Origin of the sequence: Streptomyces sp. GB4-14 (genome assembly GCF_022696125.1) — a bacterium.
Taxonomy (GTDB): Bacteria; Actinomycetota; Actinomycetes; order Streptomycetales; family Streptomycetaceae; genus Streptomyces; species Streptomyces werraensis.
Genome location: NZ_RZHO01000002.1, coordinates 6,536,781 through 6,554,066, shown reverse-complemented (window position 1 = coordinate 6,554,066; position 17,286 = coordinate 6,536,781). Strand labels below are relative to the sequence as shown.

Genomic DNA, 17,286 nt, shown 5'->3' with positions numbered 1-17,286 from the left:
CCCGCCGCGAAGACGTCCCCGCTTCCACCAGCGTGAGCTGCTGAGCGGTCGGTGCAGCGCCTGCGGGCGTTCTGCGTCGGCGGCTGCGGGTTCGGGGCGACGGCTGCCGGGCTGATCGCCCTCTGGTGGGTCCCGGCAGCCGTCCCTCCACGCGGGCTACGCGCGCGTACCGTCCGTCGGCGGGTGCTCCGCGCGGTTCGGAATCGTCTCGCCCGGGATGACCCGCGGAGGCGAATCCGTCGCCCGCTGTTCCTCCGCTTCCTTCATGGCGCGCGCCTCGGCCTTGAGGATGCGGGCGGACTTGCCCGCGTTGCGCGCCAGTTCCGGGCCCTTCCTGGCCAGCACGATCGCGATGACGACGATGAGGATGATGGCCAGTTCGCTCAGTCCGAACATGGTCTTCCGCTCTCCCTCTGTCTCTCCGGGTCAGACGTTCACGCCGAAATCGGCCGCGATCCCGGCCAAGCCGGAAGCGTAACCCTGTCCGACGGCGCGGAACTTCCATTCGGCGCCGTGACGGTACAGCTCGCCGAAGACCATCGCGGTCTCGGTGGACGCGTCCTCGGAAAGGTCGTAGCGGGCGATCTCCGCGCCGCCGTTCTGGTTGACGATCCGGATGAAGGCGTTGCGGACCTGCCCGAAGCTCTGGCCCCGGTTCTCCGCGTCGTGGATCGAGACGGGGAACACGATCCGGTCGACCTCGGCGGGCACGGCCGCGAGGTTCACCTTCACGCTCTCGTCGTCGCCCTCGCCCTCACCGGTGAGGTTGTCGCCGGTGTGCTCCACCGAACCGCCGGGGCTGCGCAGGTTGTTGTAGAAGACGAAGTGCTGGTCCGACAACACCTTGCCGGAGGCGTCGAGGAGCAGGGCGGACGCGTCGAGGTCGTAGTCGGTGCCGGTGGTCGTACGGACGTCCCAGCCGAGGCCGACCAGGACGGCGGTCAGACCCGGCGCCTCCTTGCTGAGCGAGACGTTGCCGCCCTTGGACAGGGAAACTCCCACGGTGTGCTCCTTCTCGGCGGGTGCGGTCGGGCCCGCGGCTCGGGTCCGGAGCTACGAATCTACATCACTGTAGAGATCATGCGGCAGGGCATGGGACCGTACGTTCCGGACCACGGCGCCGGCGCGCTCGCGCGGGGCGCACGGCCGGTCGGACCGCGGGCGTCTATACGATGTCCGCGCGGCGAACGCACGGCGGCTGGAGGGAGACAGGACGTGGGCGAGCAGCGGCAGCGTCCCCGGCGGCGGGGGCAGGGTGAGCTGGAGGCTCTGGTCCTGTCGGCGCTGCGGGAGGCCGACGGCCCGGCGACCGCCGGCTGGGTGCAGGAGCGCCTGGGCGGCGACCTCGCGTACACGACCGTGATCACCATCCTGACCCGGCTGCTGGCCAAGGGCGCCGTCACGCGGGAGCGGGCCGGGCGGTCGTTCGCCTGGACGTGCGCGCTGGACCAGGCGGGGCTGGCCGCCCGGCGGATGCGCAAGGTGCTGGACTCCGAGAGCGACCGTGAGGCCGTGCTGGCCAGCTTCGTGACCGGCCTCGGGCCGGACGACGAGCGGCTGCTGCGGGAGCTGCTGCGTCCCGCGCGGCACGACGGGGAAGACTGAAGCCTCATGGGCGTCTTCGTCTTCCTGCCGCTGGTGCTGCCGCTGACGGCGTGGCCGATCGCGCGCCTGGCCGAGCAGCATCTGCATCCGCGCACCGCGACGCGGCTGCTGACCGGGGTGGCCGCGGTGATGGCGGCGTGCAGCACGCTCTGCCTCGCCCTGGTGATGGTGGTGGGCACGGCCCAGCTGCCCGGCAATCCGCTGCCCGACGGCTGGTCGGACCCGGAGGTGCGGGCGGCGGTGCCGTACGACGAGGTGGCGGGCAAGGCGGCGATCCCGGCGCTGTTCGCCGTGCTGGTGGTGTGCGGCCGGACGTGGTGGCGGCATGTGCGGGTGCGCCGGCGGGCCCATCGGGCGCTGGCGGGGCTGCGGGACACGGAGGTGGCCGTCCTGCCGGACGGAGCGCCGTACGCGTACGCGCTGCCGGGCGGCGGCCGGCGGGACCGTGTGGTGGTCACGACGGGGCTGCTGGAGTGTCTGGAACCGGCCGAACGGCGTGCGCTGTTCGCCCATGAACGGGCACACCTGTCCGCCCGTCACCACCGCTTCCTGCTCGCGGTCCGGCTGGCCGCACAGGCCAATCCGTTCCTGCGTCCGCTGCGTACGGCGGTGTCGTACACGACGGAGCGGTGGGCGGACGAGGACGCGGCTCAGACGGTCGGCAGCCGCCGTACGGTGGCGCGTGCGATCGGCAAGGCGGCGCTGGTGTCGCGAGCCCCGGCCGCCACGCCGGCCGGTCTGGCGGGTCTGGCCGCGGCGGGCCCGGTGCCGCGCCGGGTGGCCGCGCTGCTCGGGCCCGCGCCGGCGGTGCGTACGTGGCCGTCGCTGTTCACGTCGGTGGGTGTCGCGGCGTGGGGTGCGGCCACGGGGGCCGTCGTGTCGGCCATGTCGTCCGCGAACTCCGCGGTGACGATGGTGCTCATCCTGCACGCGGCGACGCCGTTGTGACGGTGCGCGTGTGACATACGCGGAGGGCCGGCACCGTGACGGTGCCGGCCCTCCGCGCGTCACGGTCGGTCAGAGGTCGAACTCGTGGGGCGGCAGGTCCAGCGCGTAGCACGCCTCGCGGACCACGGCCTGCTCGTCCTTGTCGAAGTCGCCGTCGGCGCCACCGATGACGATGCCGATCTGGATCACGGCCCGCGCCTCCGCGGGCCTCTTCTTCGCCTTGGCGATCTCCTGGATGACGCTCACCTTGCCGAAGGCGAAGTCGGTGGTGAGCTTGTTCAGGTTGTCCTCGAAGCGGCGGCGCAGGTCGTCGGCGGGGAAGTTCTGCAGCACGTCGTTGGTGGCGATGAGCTGGGCGACCCGCCGGCGCTCCGACGGGTCGACGGTGCCGTCGGCGGCGGCGACGAGCGCGCACATCGCCATGCTCGCGTCCCGGAAGGCGCCGCTCTTCAGGTCGTTCTTCTTCGCCATGAGCTGGGTCTGCATCGACGATGCGGACTCCTTGAGGCGGTCCCACAGGGCCATGGAAGCTCCGTACGTGTCGGGCGGGAGCCCGGACGGAAGGGGGTCGTCCGGGCTCCCGATATTTCTACACTACTGTAGAAGTTATCAGCAGGGGGCGGATCACTCGATCCCGTGGGCCTCGATCAGGCCCCGATCAGCCCTCGTCCTCCTCGTCCCCTTCGAAGAAGTCGCCGACCTCGTCGACGACTTCGGCCGCGATCAGGCCGCCGGCGACACCGACGGCAAGGCCCGCGGCACCCGCCGCGACGGCGGTACCCATACCGGGGCCGCTCCGGTGGTGGCCGCCGTGGTCGTGGTGACCGTGGTGGTCGTGCACGGCGTACGGGCCGCCGTGACCGTGAGCACCACCGTGCCGTTCGGTCAACTGGCGGACCCACGCGTCCACTTCGGCGTTCCAGTCAGGGGAGTCGTCGTGGCCGACGGTGAAGCGGGTCAGCGCGTCGTGGCCGACGGAGAAGAGGCCGCCGTGCTTGTCGGCCTCCAGGACCACCTCGACGCCGCCCGGGTTCGCCAGGAAGGTCACCTCGATCTCGTTGACCTGGTGGGCGTAGCGGGGTGCCGGGGTGAGCTCGATCTCCTGGTAGAAGGGCAGTCGCTGGCCGGTGCCGGCGATGTGGCCGTATTCGAGGTCCGCCGACCTGAAGCCGAAGCCGAGTTGCCCGAACGCCTCGAGGATCGCCTCCTGGACGGGAAGCGGGGCGACGCTCAACTGGTCCAGGTCGCCCTTGTCCCGGGCGCCGGCCACCGCGAGTTCGGTGCGCACACCGAGGACGATGCCGAGGTGCTGGCCGTGCAGTTCGGTGACCGGCGTCTCCCACGGCAGCGTCACCGTGAAGGGGACGCTCTGCCGCTGCCCCGCGGCGAGGCGGAAACCGCCGCCGACGGTGAACCGTTCGAAGGTGACGACACCCTCGCTCTCCCCCTCGGCGTGCTCGGCCTCGACCCGGGCCACCAGCTCCAGAGTGATGTGCTCGATGTCGAAGTCGGCCTGCCCGCCCTCGAGATGGACCTGGCCGGTCAGAGCGCCACCGGGCCGGGCGGCACCCGGGTCGAGGACCGTGTCGACCGTGGGGCCGCCCACGCCGAGGGATCCGAGCAGTCGTTTGAACACCATGACGGCGTCCACTCCTTTGTGCGTACGTGCGTGCGTCAGGCCCGTCGCCCGACGACATGTTCTACAGACGCGTAGAAGCATAGGGCGCGGTCGGCCCGTGAACGGAGTGATCGGGGGTGGGCTCGCCGGAAACGGCCGAAAACGGGTTCTCCGCAGCGCGGGCGGCGGCGCGGCCGCGGGGCACCGGGCCGACGACGCGTCTCAGAGGTCGAGGATGACGTCCCCGTCGGGCCGCGAGCAGCAGATGAGGGCCGAGCTCGGCGGGGGCTGCTCCACCGGCTCCGTGGTGTAGTCGACCGCGCCGGACATCAGCGCCGTCTCGCAGGTGCGGCACACCCCCGTGCGGCAGGACCACCTGGTCGGCACGTCGCAGGCCTCGGCCAGCTCGAGGAGGCTGTCGTGGTCGCCGTTCCACGTCGCGCTCACCTGACTGCGCGCGAACTCGACCCGGGGGCCCGGGCCCGAGAACGGCAGGGAATGCGGACGGGGGCGCGCCCTGGCCGCGATGCCCGGTGTGGAGCCGGGGGTGGCCCCGAAAATCTCCGTGTGGATGTGGAGGGGGTCGATGCCGTGGTGCTGCAGGGCTTCGGTGACGCTCCGCATGAAGTGGTCCGGTCCGCACACGTACGCCTGAACGTCACGGGGAAGACCGAGTTCCGCCACGGCGTCGGCGGTCAGCCGGCCGGATGTGGTCCCGGCGTGGCGGGGGTCCCCGGGCCCGGGCCTGCTGTAGAACACGCGGAGCCGGGCGTCGGGGAGCCGGGACAGCAGCCCGCGGACCTCGCTGTCGAAGGCGTGGGTACGCGCGTTCCGCGTCGCGTGCAGCCACCAGACCCGACGCCGCGGGACGTCGGCGTCGTCGGCGAGGGCGTACAGCATGGCGAGGAGCGGGGTGACGCCGACCCCGGCGGAGACGAGCACCACCGGACGGGTGTCCTCCCGCAGGTCCTGCAGGACGAACGCACCCCGGGGAGCCGCCGCCTGGAGGTCGTCGCCGGCCCGCACGCCGGTGTGCAGCCACGTGCTGGCCCGCCCGTGCTCCTCCCGTTTCACGCTGATCCGGTAGCCGGGGGCGCCGGGCGGACCGGACAGGGAGTAGGACCGCACCGTCCCCGGTGTGTCGTCCGGCTGCCGGGTCCGCACGGTGAGGTACTGGCCCGGGCGCGCGGCGGGCAGCGGTGTCCCGTCGGGAGCGGTGAGCCAGAGGGAACGGACGTCCGGCGTCTCGTCGACGACGCGTTCGACACGCAGGGGCCGGAAGCCGTCCCACGCCGGACGGGTGACCGACACCGGGCTGAGTCCCGCATTGCCGGCGGCCCCGCCGCCGCGCGCCTGGTCGAGCAGGGCGCGGAACGACGCCTGCCAGCCCGGGCTGAGGGCGTCCACCCGCAGCGCCCGTTCGAGACGGTCGGCGGGGTGGGGCGGACGGTAGAGCAGGGCGTCGATCTCCGCGACGGTCATGCGTTCCGGCCCGTCGGCGACCTTGACGATCTCCTGGCCCGCTTCCACCTCGCCCTCGTCGACCACCCGCAGATAGAAGCCGGGACGGCCGTGCGAGACCAGCAGGGCGGGCAGGCGGGGCTCGCCCAGGCGCATGCCCACGCGGTAGCAGGTCACCCGCGGCTGGGTGACCTCGAAGACCGCCGTGCCGATCCGGTAGCGGTCCCCCACGCACACCTCGTCGTCGGCGAGCCCGTCGACGGTGAAGTTCTCGCCGAAGTTGCCGTGGACGAGGTCGTCCCGTCCGAGGTGTGCGGCCCAGTGGCGGTAGGAGTCGGCCTGGTAGACCAGCACGGCCCGCATCTCACCGCCATGACCGCGCAGGTCCCCCTGCCCGTCGCCCTCGATGTTGAGGCGCCGGACGCGGCGCGGGCCGGACACCGGGCTCTTGAAGACCCCGGTGTGCACCGTCTCGCCCCGCCAGGGCACATCCCGGGGCAGGCCGACGTTCACCGACAACAGCCGCGCCATCACCGCACCTCTCCGCAGCGGTCGCTACGGAAAAGGCTAGGCCCTCATGCCGGGATCAACGAGGCGGGCGCGGTCCGCCCGCTATCGGGCCGGCGGTACGGGCGTACGCCGTGTGGCGGCATACTCGTACGCCCGTCGACGAGAAGGAGCCCATCGCCGTGACGAGCGACAGCCGGGTCGGACCGCCCCTGTTCGGCAGCGAGCGCGAAATGCTGCGCGCCTGCCTCGACTACCACCGCGCGACGCTGGCCATGAAGTGCGAGGGGCTGAGCGACGAGGAGCTGCGGCAGCGGTCGATGCCGCCGTCCACGCTGTCGCTGCTCGGGCTCGTGCGGCACATGGCCGAGGTGGAACGCGCCTGGTTCCGCCGGGTGTTCCAGGACAACGAGGCGCCCATGGTCTGGTCGGACACGGTCGACTTCCAGGCCGCGTACGACGCCGACGCCTCGAGCAGGCGGGAGGCCTTCACGGCGTGGGAGGCGGAGGTGGAGAACTCGCGCCGGATCGAGCGGGAGGCGTCCTCCCTCGACCGGGCCGGGCACCAGCCGAGGTGGGGCGAGGACGTGTCGCTGCGGATGGTCATGCTGCACGTCCTGCTGGAGTACGCCCGCCACAACGGCCACGCCGACTTCCTGCGCGAGGGCGTCGACGGGACCGTGGGCGCCTGAAGGCCGGGCGCGTCCCGGGGCCCTGGTCAGCCGGGCTGTGACGCGTCCACGCCCGCGCGCTTCCCCGTACCCTCGTCCGTCCTTCGCGAGCGCCGCGCCGCGCCGATCGCGGCCAGCACCGCGCCGACCGCCACGATCGCCAGGCCGCGCAGCCACACCGCGGCCTCGATCTGCGTGGCGAGCAGGACGCACGACGCGATGCCCAGCACCGGCAGGACGACCGGAGTGCGGAAGTGGTCGGTCTCCCCCGGGTCGCGGCGCAGCACCAGGACCGCGGTGTTGACCATGAGGAAGACGATGAGGAGCAGCAGGACCAGGGTGGACGCCAGGGTGGCGACGCTGCCGGTGAGGGCGAGGAGCATCGCCAGCCCGGTGGTGACCGCGATGGCGGCCCACGGGGTGCGGCGGCCGGGCAGCACCTTCGTCAGTGTGCCGGGCAGGAGCCCGTCCTTCGCCATGCCGTAGGCGAGGCGGGAGGACATGATGCCGGTGAGCAGGGCGCCGTTCGCCACGGCGACGAGCGCGATGGCGCTGAACAGCTCGGGCGGCACACCGCCCGCCTCCTTCACCACCTCCAGCAGCGGCCCGCTGGATCCGGCCAGCTGCGCGGTCGGCACGGCGGCGGACGCGGCCAGGCCGACCAGCACGTACACGGCGCCGGCGGTGGCGAGCGCCCCGAACAGGGCGCGCGGGTAGGAGCGGCGCGGGTTCCGGGTCTCCTCGGCGACGTTCACCGAGGTCTCGAACCCGACGAAGGAGTAGTACGCCAGGACGGAGCCGCTGAGCACGGCGGCCGCCGCGCCCTTCTCCGGCGTGCCGAGATCGGTCAGGCGTCCGGGGTCGCCGTCTCCGCGCAGCAGCAGCCACGCGCCGAGCACGACGACGACGGCCAGGCCGCCCACCTCGACGACGGTGGCGACGACGTTGGCGCGGGTGGACTCCTTGATGCCGCGCGCGTTGACCAGCGCCAGCAGGCCCAGGAACACCACGGCGACGAGCCCCACCGGCAGGGTCACGAAGGCCGACAGGTAGTCGCCGCCGAAGCCGCGGGCGAGGGCCGCCACGGAGACGATGCCGGCGGCGAGCATGCAGAAGCCCGCGACGAAGCCGGCGAACGGCCCGAAGGCGCGCGTCGCGTAGTGGGAGGCGCCGCCGGCCCGCGGGTACTTCGTCGCCAGCTCGGCGTACGAGGCGGCGGTCAGCAGCGCCAGCAGCAGCGCGACGACGAGCGGTACCCACACCGCTCCCCCGGCGTCGGCGGCGACCTGTCCGACCAGGACGTACACACCGGCGCCGAGCACGTCGCCCAGGATGAAGAAGTACAGCAGCGGCGTCGTCAGCGCGCGCTTGAGGGCCGTCGGCTCCTGTGCCGTGCCCCGCGCCCGCGTCCCTGCCTCGTGACCCACTCGTCTTGCCATACCGCACCGTGTCCCCCGTCCCGGCGAAAACACGCTCGCCCCTGTGGCGGGGCGGGGATGGGCCGCGTCACACCAGCCGCGGGACGCGGCTCCGCGCCAGGGTGCCGGGGCCACCGGACGCCCCACCGGCCGGTAGGGTCACGCTCAGGCCGAGCGGGGAGGGCGCCGTGCATCTGAGGGATGTCGTGCCGGACGACGTGGACGCGTACGTTCGTATGCGGTGCGACCCGGTGATGATGGCCGACCTGGGCGGGCCGCTGCCGCGGGAGGGCATGGCGGACAAGGTGCGCCGGGACGCCCGGGACGCGGCCGCCGACGTCGCGTGGATCAAGATGATCGTGCCCGACCCGGCCGCCCCCGACGTGGTCGCCGGCACGGTGACCCTCTGGCCCCATGACTCCGGGGAGGGGCCTGTCTCGGAGATCGGCTGGATGGTCCTGCCGGAGTTCCAGGGTCGTGGCCTGGGCAAGCGCGCGACACGAGCCCTGCTCGAACGGGCCCGTGACGAGGACCGCTGGGGCGTCGTGCACGCGTTCCCCGCCACGGGCAACGGCGCCTCCAACGGCATCTGCCGCTCCCTCGGCTTCCGCTTCGTCGCCGAGCGTGAGGTGACGTTCGCGGGCCGGGTCCTGCGCGGCAACCACTGGGCGATCGATCCGCGCACCGACCTCACGCCGGCCTGACCGGCCGCCGGACGGCCCAGGTCGGACGGCCGGGACGCCGGTGGCCGGTTCCCCGGGCGACGGCGGCGCGGTCGTCCGGGGGGTCCGGCAGCCGCCCGCAGACGTCCGCGACGTCACCGGTACGTCCACCCGTGGACGGCCGGTGGGCCCGGAAGGGTGCTACGGGAAATCAGGAGTACTCAGACCGGCGGGACGGGGCATTCGGTAGGCGCCCAGTCCGCTCAACGTAAGGAGTGCAGTCCCATGCCCGAGACATCCGACGTCGTCGAGCTCATCCTCCAGGACCACCGGCGCATGGAGGATCTGTTCCGCCGGATGCGCAGTGTCGAGGACGACCGGGGCGCCGCGCTGCGCGAGTTCTCGGACCTGCTGATCGCGCACGCCCTGGCCGAGGAGTCCGAGGTCTACCCGGCGCTGAAGCGGTACAAGAACATCGAGGACGACGAGGTCGAGCACGGCGAGGAGGAGCACGACGAGGGCAACCAGGCCCTGCTGGCGCTGCTGGAGGTCGAGGAGATCGGCGGCGACGAGTGGGACGAGAAGCTGGAGGAGCTCGTCGAGGCCGTCACGCACCACGCCGACGAGGAGGAGCGCACGATCCTCAACGGCGCCCGGGAGAACGTCGCCATGGACCGGCGTGAGGAGCTGGGCAAGGCGTTCTGGGAGGAGCGGGAGCGGCAGCTGAAGTCCGGCTGCGGTTCGGTGGAGAACGTCCGCAGGATCGTCGAGTCCTGACGCACGTCCGGCACGCGTCCGGCCGTGGGCCACCCGAAAGGCCGGCCCTCCCGCGTCCGCGGGGAGGGCCGGCCTTCGTGCGTCCCGGGTCCCGTGTCAGTGGCCGGCGGCCGGGTCCTCCGGCCGGATACGGCCGTGCCAGCCGCCCCCGCTGCCGCCGTTCTCGACGTACTCCTTGAAGCGGTGCAGGTCCCCCTTGACCCGGCGGTCGATGACGCCGAGGGCGTCCGCGCCCTTCTCGGCCATGCCGGTCGGCTCGACGTCCATGGTGAGTTCCACGCGGGTGTGCGTGTCGTCCAGCGGCTCGAACCGCACCGACCCGCGCTGCTGCGTCTCGCCCCCGACGGTCCGCCAGGTGACCCGGTCGTCGACGAGCTGGTCCACGATCTCGGTGTCGAACTCGCGCTTCACACCCGCGATTTTGGTGGTCCAGTGGTTGTGCCGGTCGTCGAGCTGCGTCACCTCCTCGACGCCCTCCATGAAGCGCGGGAACTCCTCGAACTGCGTCCACTGGTCGTAGGCCCGGCGGACGGGGACGTTCACGTCGACCGTTTCCTTGACCGTGCTCATGCATCCTCCTTGGTTCTCTGCGCGAAGGGCCGGCGTACCGGGCACGTCGGCCTCCTGTACGGGTCGTCTCAGCGGCGGGTACCCGGCAGACCGCACCTGAAAGATCCGAGTTGCCGTCGGACTCAATCCGCGGGAAGCGCGTCGATCACGTCGGCGGTCAGCCGGTCGGCGTCGTCGAGCGCGGCCGTGAGACGGTCCGGGGACGCGTCGAGCGTGCCGAACAGGGACTGGGCGCGGGCGGTGAAGCCGGCGGGGGCGGCGGGCAGGACGCCTGCGGAGCGGACCGCGTCCTTCTCGTTGAGCACCCAGGTGCCGGCGTCGGCGTGCAGGGCGTGCACGAGAAGGCCGACCGCGCGACAGAGACAGCCGGCGACATGGAACGCGTCGCCCCGCGCAACGCCCTTGCGGGCGACGGACAGTGTGAACGGCGCCTCCCAACGTGCCTGTCCCACCAGGGCGTCGCGCAGTGGGCGGGGATACCCGGAGCGGATCTCGTCCCGCAAGGCGGTCAGTTCGCCGGTGGGGTCGGTGAGTACGCGGGCGAGGGCCACCTCACCGGCGTACGTGTGGGAGGAGAAGCCGTAGGGGTGGCCGGGCTGGAGGCCGGCCTCGACGTGTCCGTCCCTGCACTGCTGCCAGACGCGGCGGACACGGTCCAGGTCACGGTAGATCCAGTCGACGGGGGTTTTGCCGACGGTCAGCCAGGCGCCGCCGTTCACCCAGGGGCCCCAGCCGCCCGGTTCGGTCACCTCCGCCGTGGGTCCGGACAGCTCGGCGGCCAGACGCCGCAGGGCCGCGGTGTCGAGCGGCCCCCGGTAGTACAGGCCCAGATCGACGTCCGAGTCGGGGCGGTGCGTGCCACGGGCGCGGCTGCCGCCGAGGGCGACCGCGACGACTCCGTCGACCTGGTGCAGGAGGTGCGCGATGCGGGTGATCTCGTCCATCGGGTCGAGTGTGCCGAACGGGACGCGGGGCTGCTACGGCGTTTCCGTTCCGACACGGCCGTCGGTGGCGGCGCGGGTGTCAGCGGCCCCAGGCGTCGGCCACCTCGGCGACGGCCCGGAGGGCCTGCTCGTACCCCGCCCGTGCCGCGGCCGGTCCCCGTGCCGCGTCGGCCATGTTGCGTCCCATCGCGCGGCGGGCGTCCTCGTCCGGGCACAGCAGGACGACGCGAGCGCCGTCCTCCGTGAGCCGCGCGGCCTGGCCGGCGGCGCTCGGATGCGGCCCCACCGCCCGCGGGATCGGCACGATGGCCAGCACCCGTCGGCTGCCGTGCGCGAGCTGGAGGTTGGCGGTGGAGCGGCTGCCTCCGTCCATCCAGCGCCGGCCCGCGACGGTGACCGGGGGCCAGACGACGGGGACGGCGCAACTGGCCGCGGCCGCTTCGAGCAGCTTCACCCCGGAGCGCGCGTCGAACGACGCCACTTCCCCGGTCCGGGCGTCGACGGCCGTGATGCGCAGCTCACGATCCGGCCAGTCGCGCACCTCGCCGAGGAGCCGGCCGACCGTGTCGAACACGTCCGACTCGGGCCCGGTCCGGGCGCGCAGAGCCGTCCGCCCCAGCCGTGCGATCGAACGCTCGGGGTCACGGGAGCCGAGGGCCGCCCAGAGGAAGCGTGCCGTCCGGCGTGCCGTCACCGGCAGACGGACGGCGTCGGCGCCGGACAGCTGGCGCTCGTACAGCACCGACGCCGGGGTGCCGCAGCGCAGGCGTGCGCCGAAGACGGCGCCGGCGGAGGTGGCGATCAGGACGTCGGCGGCGTCGGGATCGACGCCCGCCTCGGTGAGACCGGCGAGCATCCCCGTCAGCCAGGCTCCGCCCACCGGCCCGCCGCCGCCCAGCACAAGGGCCTTGTCCGGCACGGCTCCTCCTCTCCCCTGCCCATGACAGACGTCAAACGGGGACCACTCCCCGATTCGCATGGGAGCGTACCAGCGAACCGGGGGGCACTCCCCATGAGCCCGCCCGGGGAGAGTCGTCACTCGCAGAACGCCGTGTCGACGGCGTCCATCACGGCCAGCGCCGCCTTCTCCTCGTCGCCGCCGAACGTCCCCGGCAGCGCGGTCACCGCCAGACCGACGGAGCGGCCGTCGTCCGTGGCGCCGCCGCGGGTCTCGTAGCCGTCGATGTCACCGCCGTGCCCCCAGTACACCCCGCCGCAGCTCAGCGGGACGCTGACGACGCCCAGTCCGTACCGCCATCCCGGCAGCACGGGGGCGGCGACCGTCCTCCGCATCTCCGCCAGTTGCTCGGGCGGCAGGAGCTCGCCGTCGAGCAGGGCGCGGGTGAAGCGGGCGAGGTCGCTCGGGGTGGAGATCAGCTGTCCGGCCGCACCTCCCCAGGAGGGGTCCATCTCGGTCGCGTCGACCACGCGGTCGTCGTCGAGACGCGCGAGGGCGTAGCCGTGCGGATGCGGTCCGCGGATGCCCTGGTCGCCGGGTCGGGGCCAGTAGGTGTGGCGCAGACGCGCTGTGCTGATGACGCGTTCGGTGATCTCCTCCTGCACGGGGCGTCCCGTCACCCGCTCGACGACCAGTCCCGCGAGCAGGTAATTGGTGTTGCTGTAATCCCACTTGGCGCCGGGGGCGGACTTCGCCGGGTGGGCCAGGGCCGCGGCGAGCAGATCGTGCGGGTGGAAGAACCGGTGCTGGACGTTCTCGAAGTGCTCCAGCCCTATGTGCTCGGTGTAGTTGGGCAGCCCGCTGGTGTGCTGGAGCAGGTGCCGGAGGGTGATCTTCCGTGCGTCGATGCCCTTGCCGCGCACGAGCCCGGGGAGGTACCGCTCGACGGGCGCGTCCAGGTGGACCTTGCCCTCGGCGACCAGTTGCAGCACCACGACGGCGGTGAAGGTCTTGGTGTTGCTGCCCGCGCGGACCTGGCCGTCGCGTGGGACAGGCGTCTTGCGGCCGAGCCGCGAGGAGCCCGCGACGAGTGAGGTGGTGCGGCCGTCCTTGCTGGTCCAGGCGAGCGCGGCCGGGAACTTCTCCGCTGTCACCAGCCGGTCGAGGCTCTGCTGGAGGGGCGAGCGCGAGGGCGGATCCGCCTTCGCGGCTCCCGTGACCGTGGTACTGAGCAGGCCCGCGGCCGCGACGACGAGCAGACTTCCGCGCAGGATGGACTTCTTGTTCCGTGGCACCGGTACTCCTTCTCCGTGGGTCGGCACCGGAAACGATGCCGGTGCCGGCCCCGGGGAGTCAGTCCCGCCAGCCCCCGGATCGCGGTACCCCCAGCGCTACCGACGAGGCCGCACGGAGGCCGGCTCAGCGCTCCAACGGCCCGCGGTCCTGTGCGAGTTGGGTACGGGAGGAGATGCGGGGCTTCCGGAGGACACGTCCGCGAGGAGACCGTCGACGGTCCGGCACTCGCGTTCGCGCCCGGCCAGGGCGGTATGGGCACGCCGCTGCATCGTGGGACTTCTGTGACAAGGGCCCGGCCGGGGGCCGTCAGGGACGCCCGGGATGCTGCTCCTGGCGGCCTGTCCCGGCGGGCGGACCCGTGAGGGTCCAGCCGGCCAGCAGGTCCAGGGCCCGCTGCGACGGTGAGCCCGCCTCGCAGGTGTAGACGAAGAGGGTGGTGTCCGGGTCGCCCGGCAGGGTGAGGGTCTCGTACTCGACGGTCAGGTCGCCGACGACCGGGTGGCGCAGGCGCTTGGAGCCGTGGGTGCGCTGGTGGACGCGGTGCTGTTCCCACCAGCGGTCGAAGTCGGGGCTGCGCTCGCGCAGTTCGGCGATCAGCTCGGTGGTGGCGCGGTCGTGGGGGTCGCGGCCCGCTTCGAGGCGCAGGCTCTCCACGGCGGTGCGGGCCTGGTCCTCCCAGTCGGTGAAGAGGTCGCGGGCCGCCTCGTCGAGGAACATCCAGCGCGCGTAGTTGCGCTCCGGGCGCGGCTTGCGCTCGAAGTCGGCGAAGAGGGCGCGCGCCATGCGGTTGGCGGCGAGGATGTCGGTGCGCCGGCCCAGGACCAGGGCCGGTTCGCCGTCGAGCGCGTCGATCAGCTGGTGCAGTCCGGGACGCAGCCGCTGCACGGCGGGCGGGCGGCGAGGGCCGCGCGCGGAGGCGGCGGTGAGGCCGAAGAGGTCCTGGAGGTGGGCCCGGCCGGCCTCGTCGAGGTCGAGGGCGCGTCCGAGGGCCTCGACCACGGCGGGTGACGGGGTGATACGGCGGCCCTGCTCGAGCCGGGTGTAGTAGTCGGTGGACACCCCGGCGAGCAGGGCGACCTCCTCACGGCGCAGGCCCGGCACACGGCGGACCCGGCTGTCCGGGGGGAGGCCGGCCCGCGAGGGGTCGACCTGAGCCCGCGCCCTGCGCAGGAAGTCGGCGAGTTCACGGTTCGTCTCGGCCACGTCCTCCAGTGTGGCTCATCCGGCTCCACGTCACCTGGCCCTCCGAGTCCTAGGCTGCCGCGTCCGGGTCCCCGCGGGGCCCGACAGGGCGGCCCACGGGGCGCTTGCGCGGCCCACTGTGGAGTCACCGGCCGCGAACAGCGGATCCGGATCCGCTCCCGACACAAGGACTGAGCATCATGGCCTACCCCACCGACCGGCCCGCCACCTGGTTCGTCACCGGCACCTCCCGCGGTCTGGGACTGGACCTGGTCAGGCAACTGCTGGAACGCGGCGACGCGGTCACCGCGACCACCCGGTCCACCGAGCGGCTGCTGGCGGCCCTCGGCGACGACGTCGACACCTCCCGGCTGCTGCCCCTCACCGTCGACCTGCGCGACGAGGAGCAGGTGTCGGCCGCCGTACGGAAGACCACCGAGCGCTTCGGCGGCCTGGACGTCGTCGTGAACAACGCCGGCTACGGCTACCTCGCCGCCGTCGAGGAGACCGGCGACCGGGACGTGCGCGACATGCTCGACGTGCAGGTCGTCGGCGTCTGGAACGTGCTGCGCGCCGCCCTGCCGGTGCTCCGCGCGCAGCGGTCCGGCCACATCGTGAACGTGTCGTCCGTCCTCGGCCTGACGGCCGTGCCCGGCTGGGCGCTGTACTGCGCGGGCAAGTTCGCCCTGGAGGGCCTCAGCGAGGCCCTCGCCGCGGAGGTCGCCGGCTTCGGCGTCGACGTCACGATCGTCGAACCGGGCTACTTCCGCACGGACTTCCTCACCCGTGACTCCCTGGCCCTGCCGCAGACCACGACCGAGCACTACCCGGCGATCCGCGACATGATCGCCCAGCACCTGGAGCTGCAGGGCAAGCAGCTCGGCGACCCGGTGAAGGGCGCCGCCGCCGTGATCGAGCGTGTCGTCTCCGGCGAGGGCCCGCTGCGCCAGCTGCTGGGCAGCGACTCGCACGCCTACGCCACCGCCAAGGTGCGGGCCCTGCAGGACAACCTGGACGCCATGGCCGCGACGGCACCGGCGACGGACCACCCCGCCGCCGCGTGACCCCCGGGACGGGGCGGGTCGCCGGCTGCGGCGGCCCGCCCCGTCCGTACGCCCTCGAACGCGCAGTCGCCGAGGGCGACCTGCCGCCCGGTGCCGACCCGGCACTGCTCGCCCGCTACGTCACGACCCTGGCCTTCGGCATCGCCGTCCAGGCGGCGAGCGGGATCGGCCGCGGCGAGCTCCAGGCCATGGCGGACGCGGCGCTGCGCACCTGGCCGCTCATCTGACGGGCCCACGGTGTCCGGTCAGTCGGATGCCGGCTCCCAAGGCTCCCGCACACCCGTCTCCAGGCGGTAGTGGACCGTGACGTCGCGGTAGTCCTCGTCCGGCTCGACCGTGCGGGGGAGGTTCGTGCGGTCGCTCCGGCTGAGCGATGTGCGCTCGCCCGAGCCCGGGAAGCGGACGGCGGTGCGGGGCGGGGCGGTGAAGCGGAGGCGGTCCGCGTGGACCGTGGAGTGGAAGGTGATGTCCTGCGGTTCGCCGTCCTGGACGTCACTCGTTCACGGCGGTTCCTCGGGTTCCTCCGCGGGCGCGCGCCGACGGGCCGGCCTCGGAGGCAGCTTCCCGTCCTCGCCGCGCGCCCGGCGTCCACGGGTGGCGCCCTCGGCGGCCGTGCGTTTCTTCGCGGCCGACCGGGTCGCCTTGCGGGCGGGCGCCGCTCGTCCCGCCGTGCCCGCGACCTGTCCCGCAGCCCCGGTGGCGGTCTCCCCCGCCCCCTCGACGACCTGACCGGCCTGCGCGCCGACACCCTCGACGGTACGTTTCACTCCCCCGCCGGCCTCTTCGACGGCCGCCCCGGCACCGCGTCCGACGTCCTCCGCGACACCGCCGACACCCTGCACGGCCTGCCCGGCCCCCGCGCCGACGCCCTGCACGGCCTCCCCTGCCCCCGCGCCGACCTCCTGCACGGCTTCGCCGGCACCGGCGCCGACATCCCGCACCGCGCCCCCGGCTCCCGCGCCCACGTCCCGCACCGCGCCTCCGGCGCCCCGGCCGACCTCCTCGACGGCTCCGCCCGCGCCGCGGCCCACGTCGCGGACCGCGCCGCCCGCGCCGGCGCCGACGTCCTGGACCGCCCGTCCGGCGCCCTGGCCCACCGCGCCGACGGCCTCGCGCGCTCCGCCGCCGACGTCCTGCACGGCGGCGCCCACGCCACGGGCCAGTTCGGTGAGGATCTCCGGGTTGCGGTCCACCGTGGTGAGCACCCGGTTGACGATCACGGCCACGTTGTCGAGGCGCACCCTGAGCTGCGCCCGGGCCTCCACCCCCGAGATGCCCAGGTGCACCCGGCCGAGGGAGACGTCCGCGCCGACGCTCAGTTTCAACAGGTCGAGCACCTCGGCCTGGAGCGACACATGCGCGCGGAGATCCTCGACGTCCAGGTCGATCTCGTCGACCTTGAGAAGCGGGACGTCGAGGAACACGTCCGTGTCCGTCGGGGTGGCCGGAGGCCGGGGCACGGTCTCCTCGTCAGGCGCCTCGTAGGCTCCCTCGACCTCGACCGCGCCTTTGCCGTTGCCGTCGGCCTCGACGTCGCCGTATTCCGAGTAGTCGTACGCGGAGTCGTCGTACTCGGAGTCGTCGTACGCGGTGTCGTCGCGCTCGATGTCGTCCGCGTTGTCGCCCATCACCGCACCTTCCGGGTCGCCGGCCCCCTTGTTCCCA

General features: G+C 73.3%; 18 protein-coding genes and 1 pseudogene. 7 read left to right on the top strand and 12 right to left on the bottom strand.

Annotation, left to right across the window (positions count from 1 at the left end; all coding sequences use genetic code 11):
* Positions 1-156 precede the first annotated feature (156 nt).
* Both ELQ39_RS31515 and ELQ39_RS31510 read right to left on the bottom strand, forming a co-directional pair.
* A complete protein-coding gene (locus ELQ39_RS31515; protein WP_242595334.1) occupies positions 157-396 on the bottom strand; it encodes a twin-arginine translocase TatA/TatE family subunit in 240 nt (79 codons plus the stop codon).
* Between the two features lie 30 nt (positions 397-426).
* A complete protein-coding gene (locus tag ELQ39_RS31510; RefSeq protein WP_242595333.1) occupies positions 427-1,002 on the bottom strand; it encodes a TerD family protein in 576 nt (191 codons plus the stop codon).
* A gap of 213 nt (positions 1,003-1,215) precedes the next feature.
* Here ELQ39_RS31510 and ELQ39_RS31505 point away from each other — a divergent pair, with 213 nt between their 5' ends.
* Together ELQ39_RS31505 and ELQ39_RS31500 are read left to right on the top strand one after the other, a co-directional pair.
* Positions 1,216-1,605 carry a BlaI/MecI/CopY family transcriptional regulator gene (locus ELQ39_RS31505; RefSeq protein ID WP_242595331.1) on the top strand — a complete coding sequence of 130 codons (390 nt, stop codon included), beginning with the start codon at positions 1,216-1,218 and terminating at the stop codon, positions 1,603-1,605.
* A 6-nt stretch (positions 1,606-1,611) separates the two neighbouring features.
* On the top strand, positions 1,612-2,553 hold the full coding sequence (locus ELQ39_RS31500; RefSeq protein ID WP_242595329.1) for a M56 family metallopeptidase: 942 nt from the start codon (positions 1,612-1,614) through the stop codon (positions 2,551-2,553).
* A gap of 69 nt (positions 2,554-2,622) precedes the next feature.
* On the opposite strand, the gene ELQ39_RS31495 is transcribed toward ELQ39_RS31500, so the two are convergent.
* The 3 genes from ELQ39_RS31495 to ELQ39_RS31485 all read right to left on the bottom strand — a co-directional run bounded on the left by ELQ39_RS31495 (position 2,623) and on the right by ELQ39_RS31485 (position 6,163).
* A complete protein-coding gene (locus ELQ39_RS31495; RefSeq protein WP_242595327.1) occupies positions 2,623-3,078 on the bottom strand; it encodes a tellurite resistance TerB family protein in 456 nt (151 codons plus the stop codon).
* 133 nt (positions 3,079-3,211) lie between these two features.
* Positions 3,212-4,192: a sporulation protein gene (locus tag ELQ39_RS31490; protein WP_242595325.1), complete on the bottom strand. Its 981-nt coding sequence runs from the start codon at positions 4,190-4,192 to the stop codon at positions 3,212-3,214.
* A gap of 201 nt (positions 4,193-4,393) precedes the next feature.
* Positions 4,394-6,163 (bottom strand): MOSC domain-containing protein, encoded by a 1,770-nt coding sequence (locus ELQ39_RS31485; RefSeq protein WP_242595323.1) that lies wholly within the window; start codon positions 6,161-6,163, stop codon positions 4,394-4,396.
* A gap of 158 nt (positions 6,164-6,321) precedes the next feature.
* Between ELQ39_RS31485 and ELQ39_RS31480 the strand changes: the two genes are divergently transcribed.
* Complete coding sequence (locus ELQ39_RS31480) at positions 6,322-6,831, top strand: DinB family protein (RefSeq protein ID WP_242595321.1); 510 nt, start codon at positions 6,322-6,324, stop codon at positions 6,829-6,831.
* Between the two features lie 26 nt (positions 6,832-6,857).
* On the opposite strand, the gene ELQ39_RS31475 is transcribed toward ELQ39_RS31480, so the two are convergent.
* Positions 6,858-8,249 (bottom strand): APC family permease, encoded by a 1,392-nt coding sequence (locus ELQ39_RS31475; protein ID WP_225625328.1) that lies wholly within the window; start codon positions 8,247-8,249, stop codon positions 6,858-6,860.
* A gap of 167 nt (positions 8,250-8,416) precedes the next feature.
* On the opposite strand from ELQ39_RS31475, the gene ELQ39_RS31470 reads away from it, so the two are divergent.
* Complete coding sequence (locus ELQ39_RS31470; protein ID WP_225625329.1) at positions 8,417-8,932, top strand: GNAT family N-acetyltransferase; 516 nt, start codon at positions 8,417-8,419, stop codon at positions 8,930-8,932.
* 243 nt (positions 8,933-9,175) lie between these two features.
* Entirely contained in the window at positions 9,176-9,667 is a 492-nt protein-coding gene (locus ELQ39_RS31465) for a hemerythrin domain-containing protein (protein ID WP_190003366.1), read from the top strand.
* 96 nt (positions 9,668-9,763) lie between these two features.
* Here ELQ39_RS31465 and ELQ39_RS31460 read toward each other — a convergent pair whose 3' ends face one another.
* The 5 genes from ELQ39_RS31460 to ELQ39_RS31440 all read right to left on the bottom strand — a co-directional run bounded on the left by ELQ39_RS31460 (position 9,764) and on the right by ELQ39_RS31440 (position 14,578).
* A complete protein-coding gene (locus ELQ39_RS31460) occupies positions 9,764-10,237 on the bottom strand; it encodes an SRPBCC family protein (protein WP_122213358.1) in 474 nt (157 codons plus the stop codon).
* Between the two features lie 122 nt (positions 10,238-10,359).
* Positions 10,360-11,181, bottom strand: a complete 822-nt coding sequence (locus tag ELQ39_RS31455) for a nucleotidyltransferase domain-containing protein (protein ID WP_242595319.1) — start codon at positions 11,179-11,181, stop codon at positions 10,360-10,362.
* A 79-nt stretch (positions 11,182-11,260) separates the two neighbouring features.
* Entirely contained in the window at positions 11,261-12,100 is an 840-nt protein-coding gene (locus ELQ39_RS31450) for a patatin-like phospholipase family protein (RefSeq protein ID WP_242595317.1), read from the bottom strand.
* 116 nt (positions 12,101-12,216) lie between these two features.
* Entirely contained in the window at positions 12,217-13,374 is a 1,158-nt protein-coding gene (locus ELQ39_RS31445) for a serine hydrolase domain-containing protein (protein WP_242595315.1), read from the bottom strand.
* Positions 13,375-13,681: 307 nt separating this feature from the next.
* Complete coding sequence (locus tag ELQ39_RS31440) at positions 13,682-14,578, bottom strand: helix-turn-helix transcriptional regulator (RefSeq protein WP_242595313.1); 897 nt, start codon at positions 14,576-14,578, stop codon at positions 13,682-13,684.
* Between the two features lie 179 nt (positions 14,579-14,757).
* On the opposite strand from ELQ39_RS31440, the gene ELQ39_RS31435 reads away from it, so the two are divergent.
* Positions 14,758-15,621 (top strand): SDR family NAD(P)-dependent oxidoreductase, encoded by an 864-nt coding sequence (locus ELQ39_RS31435; RefSeq protein WP_225625335.1) that lies wholly within the window; start codon positions 14,758-14,760, stop codon positions 15,619-15,621.
* Between the two features lie 59 nt (positions 15,622-15,680).
* Positions 15,681-15,848 (top strand): annotated as a pseudogene (locus tag ELQ39_RS31430) (TetR/AcrR family transcriptional regulator); the annotation flags it as partial.
* Between the two features lie 273 nt (positions 15,849-16,121).
* On the opposite strand, the gene ELQ39_RS31425 reads toward ELQ39_RS31430, so the two are convergent.
* On the bottom strand, positions 16,122-17,249 hold the full coding sequence (locus tag ELQ39_RS31425) for a hypothetical protein (RefSeq protein ID WP_242595311.1): 1,128 nt from the start codon (positions 17,247-17,249) through the stop codon (positions 16,122-16,124).
* Between the last annotated feature and the right edge of the window lie 37 nt (positions 17,250-17,286).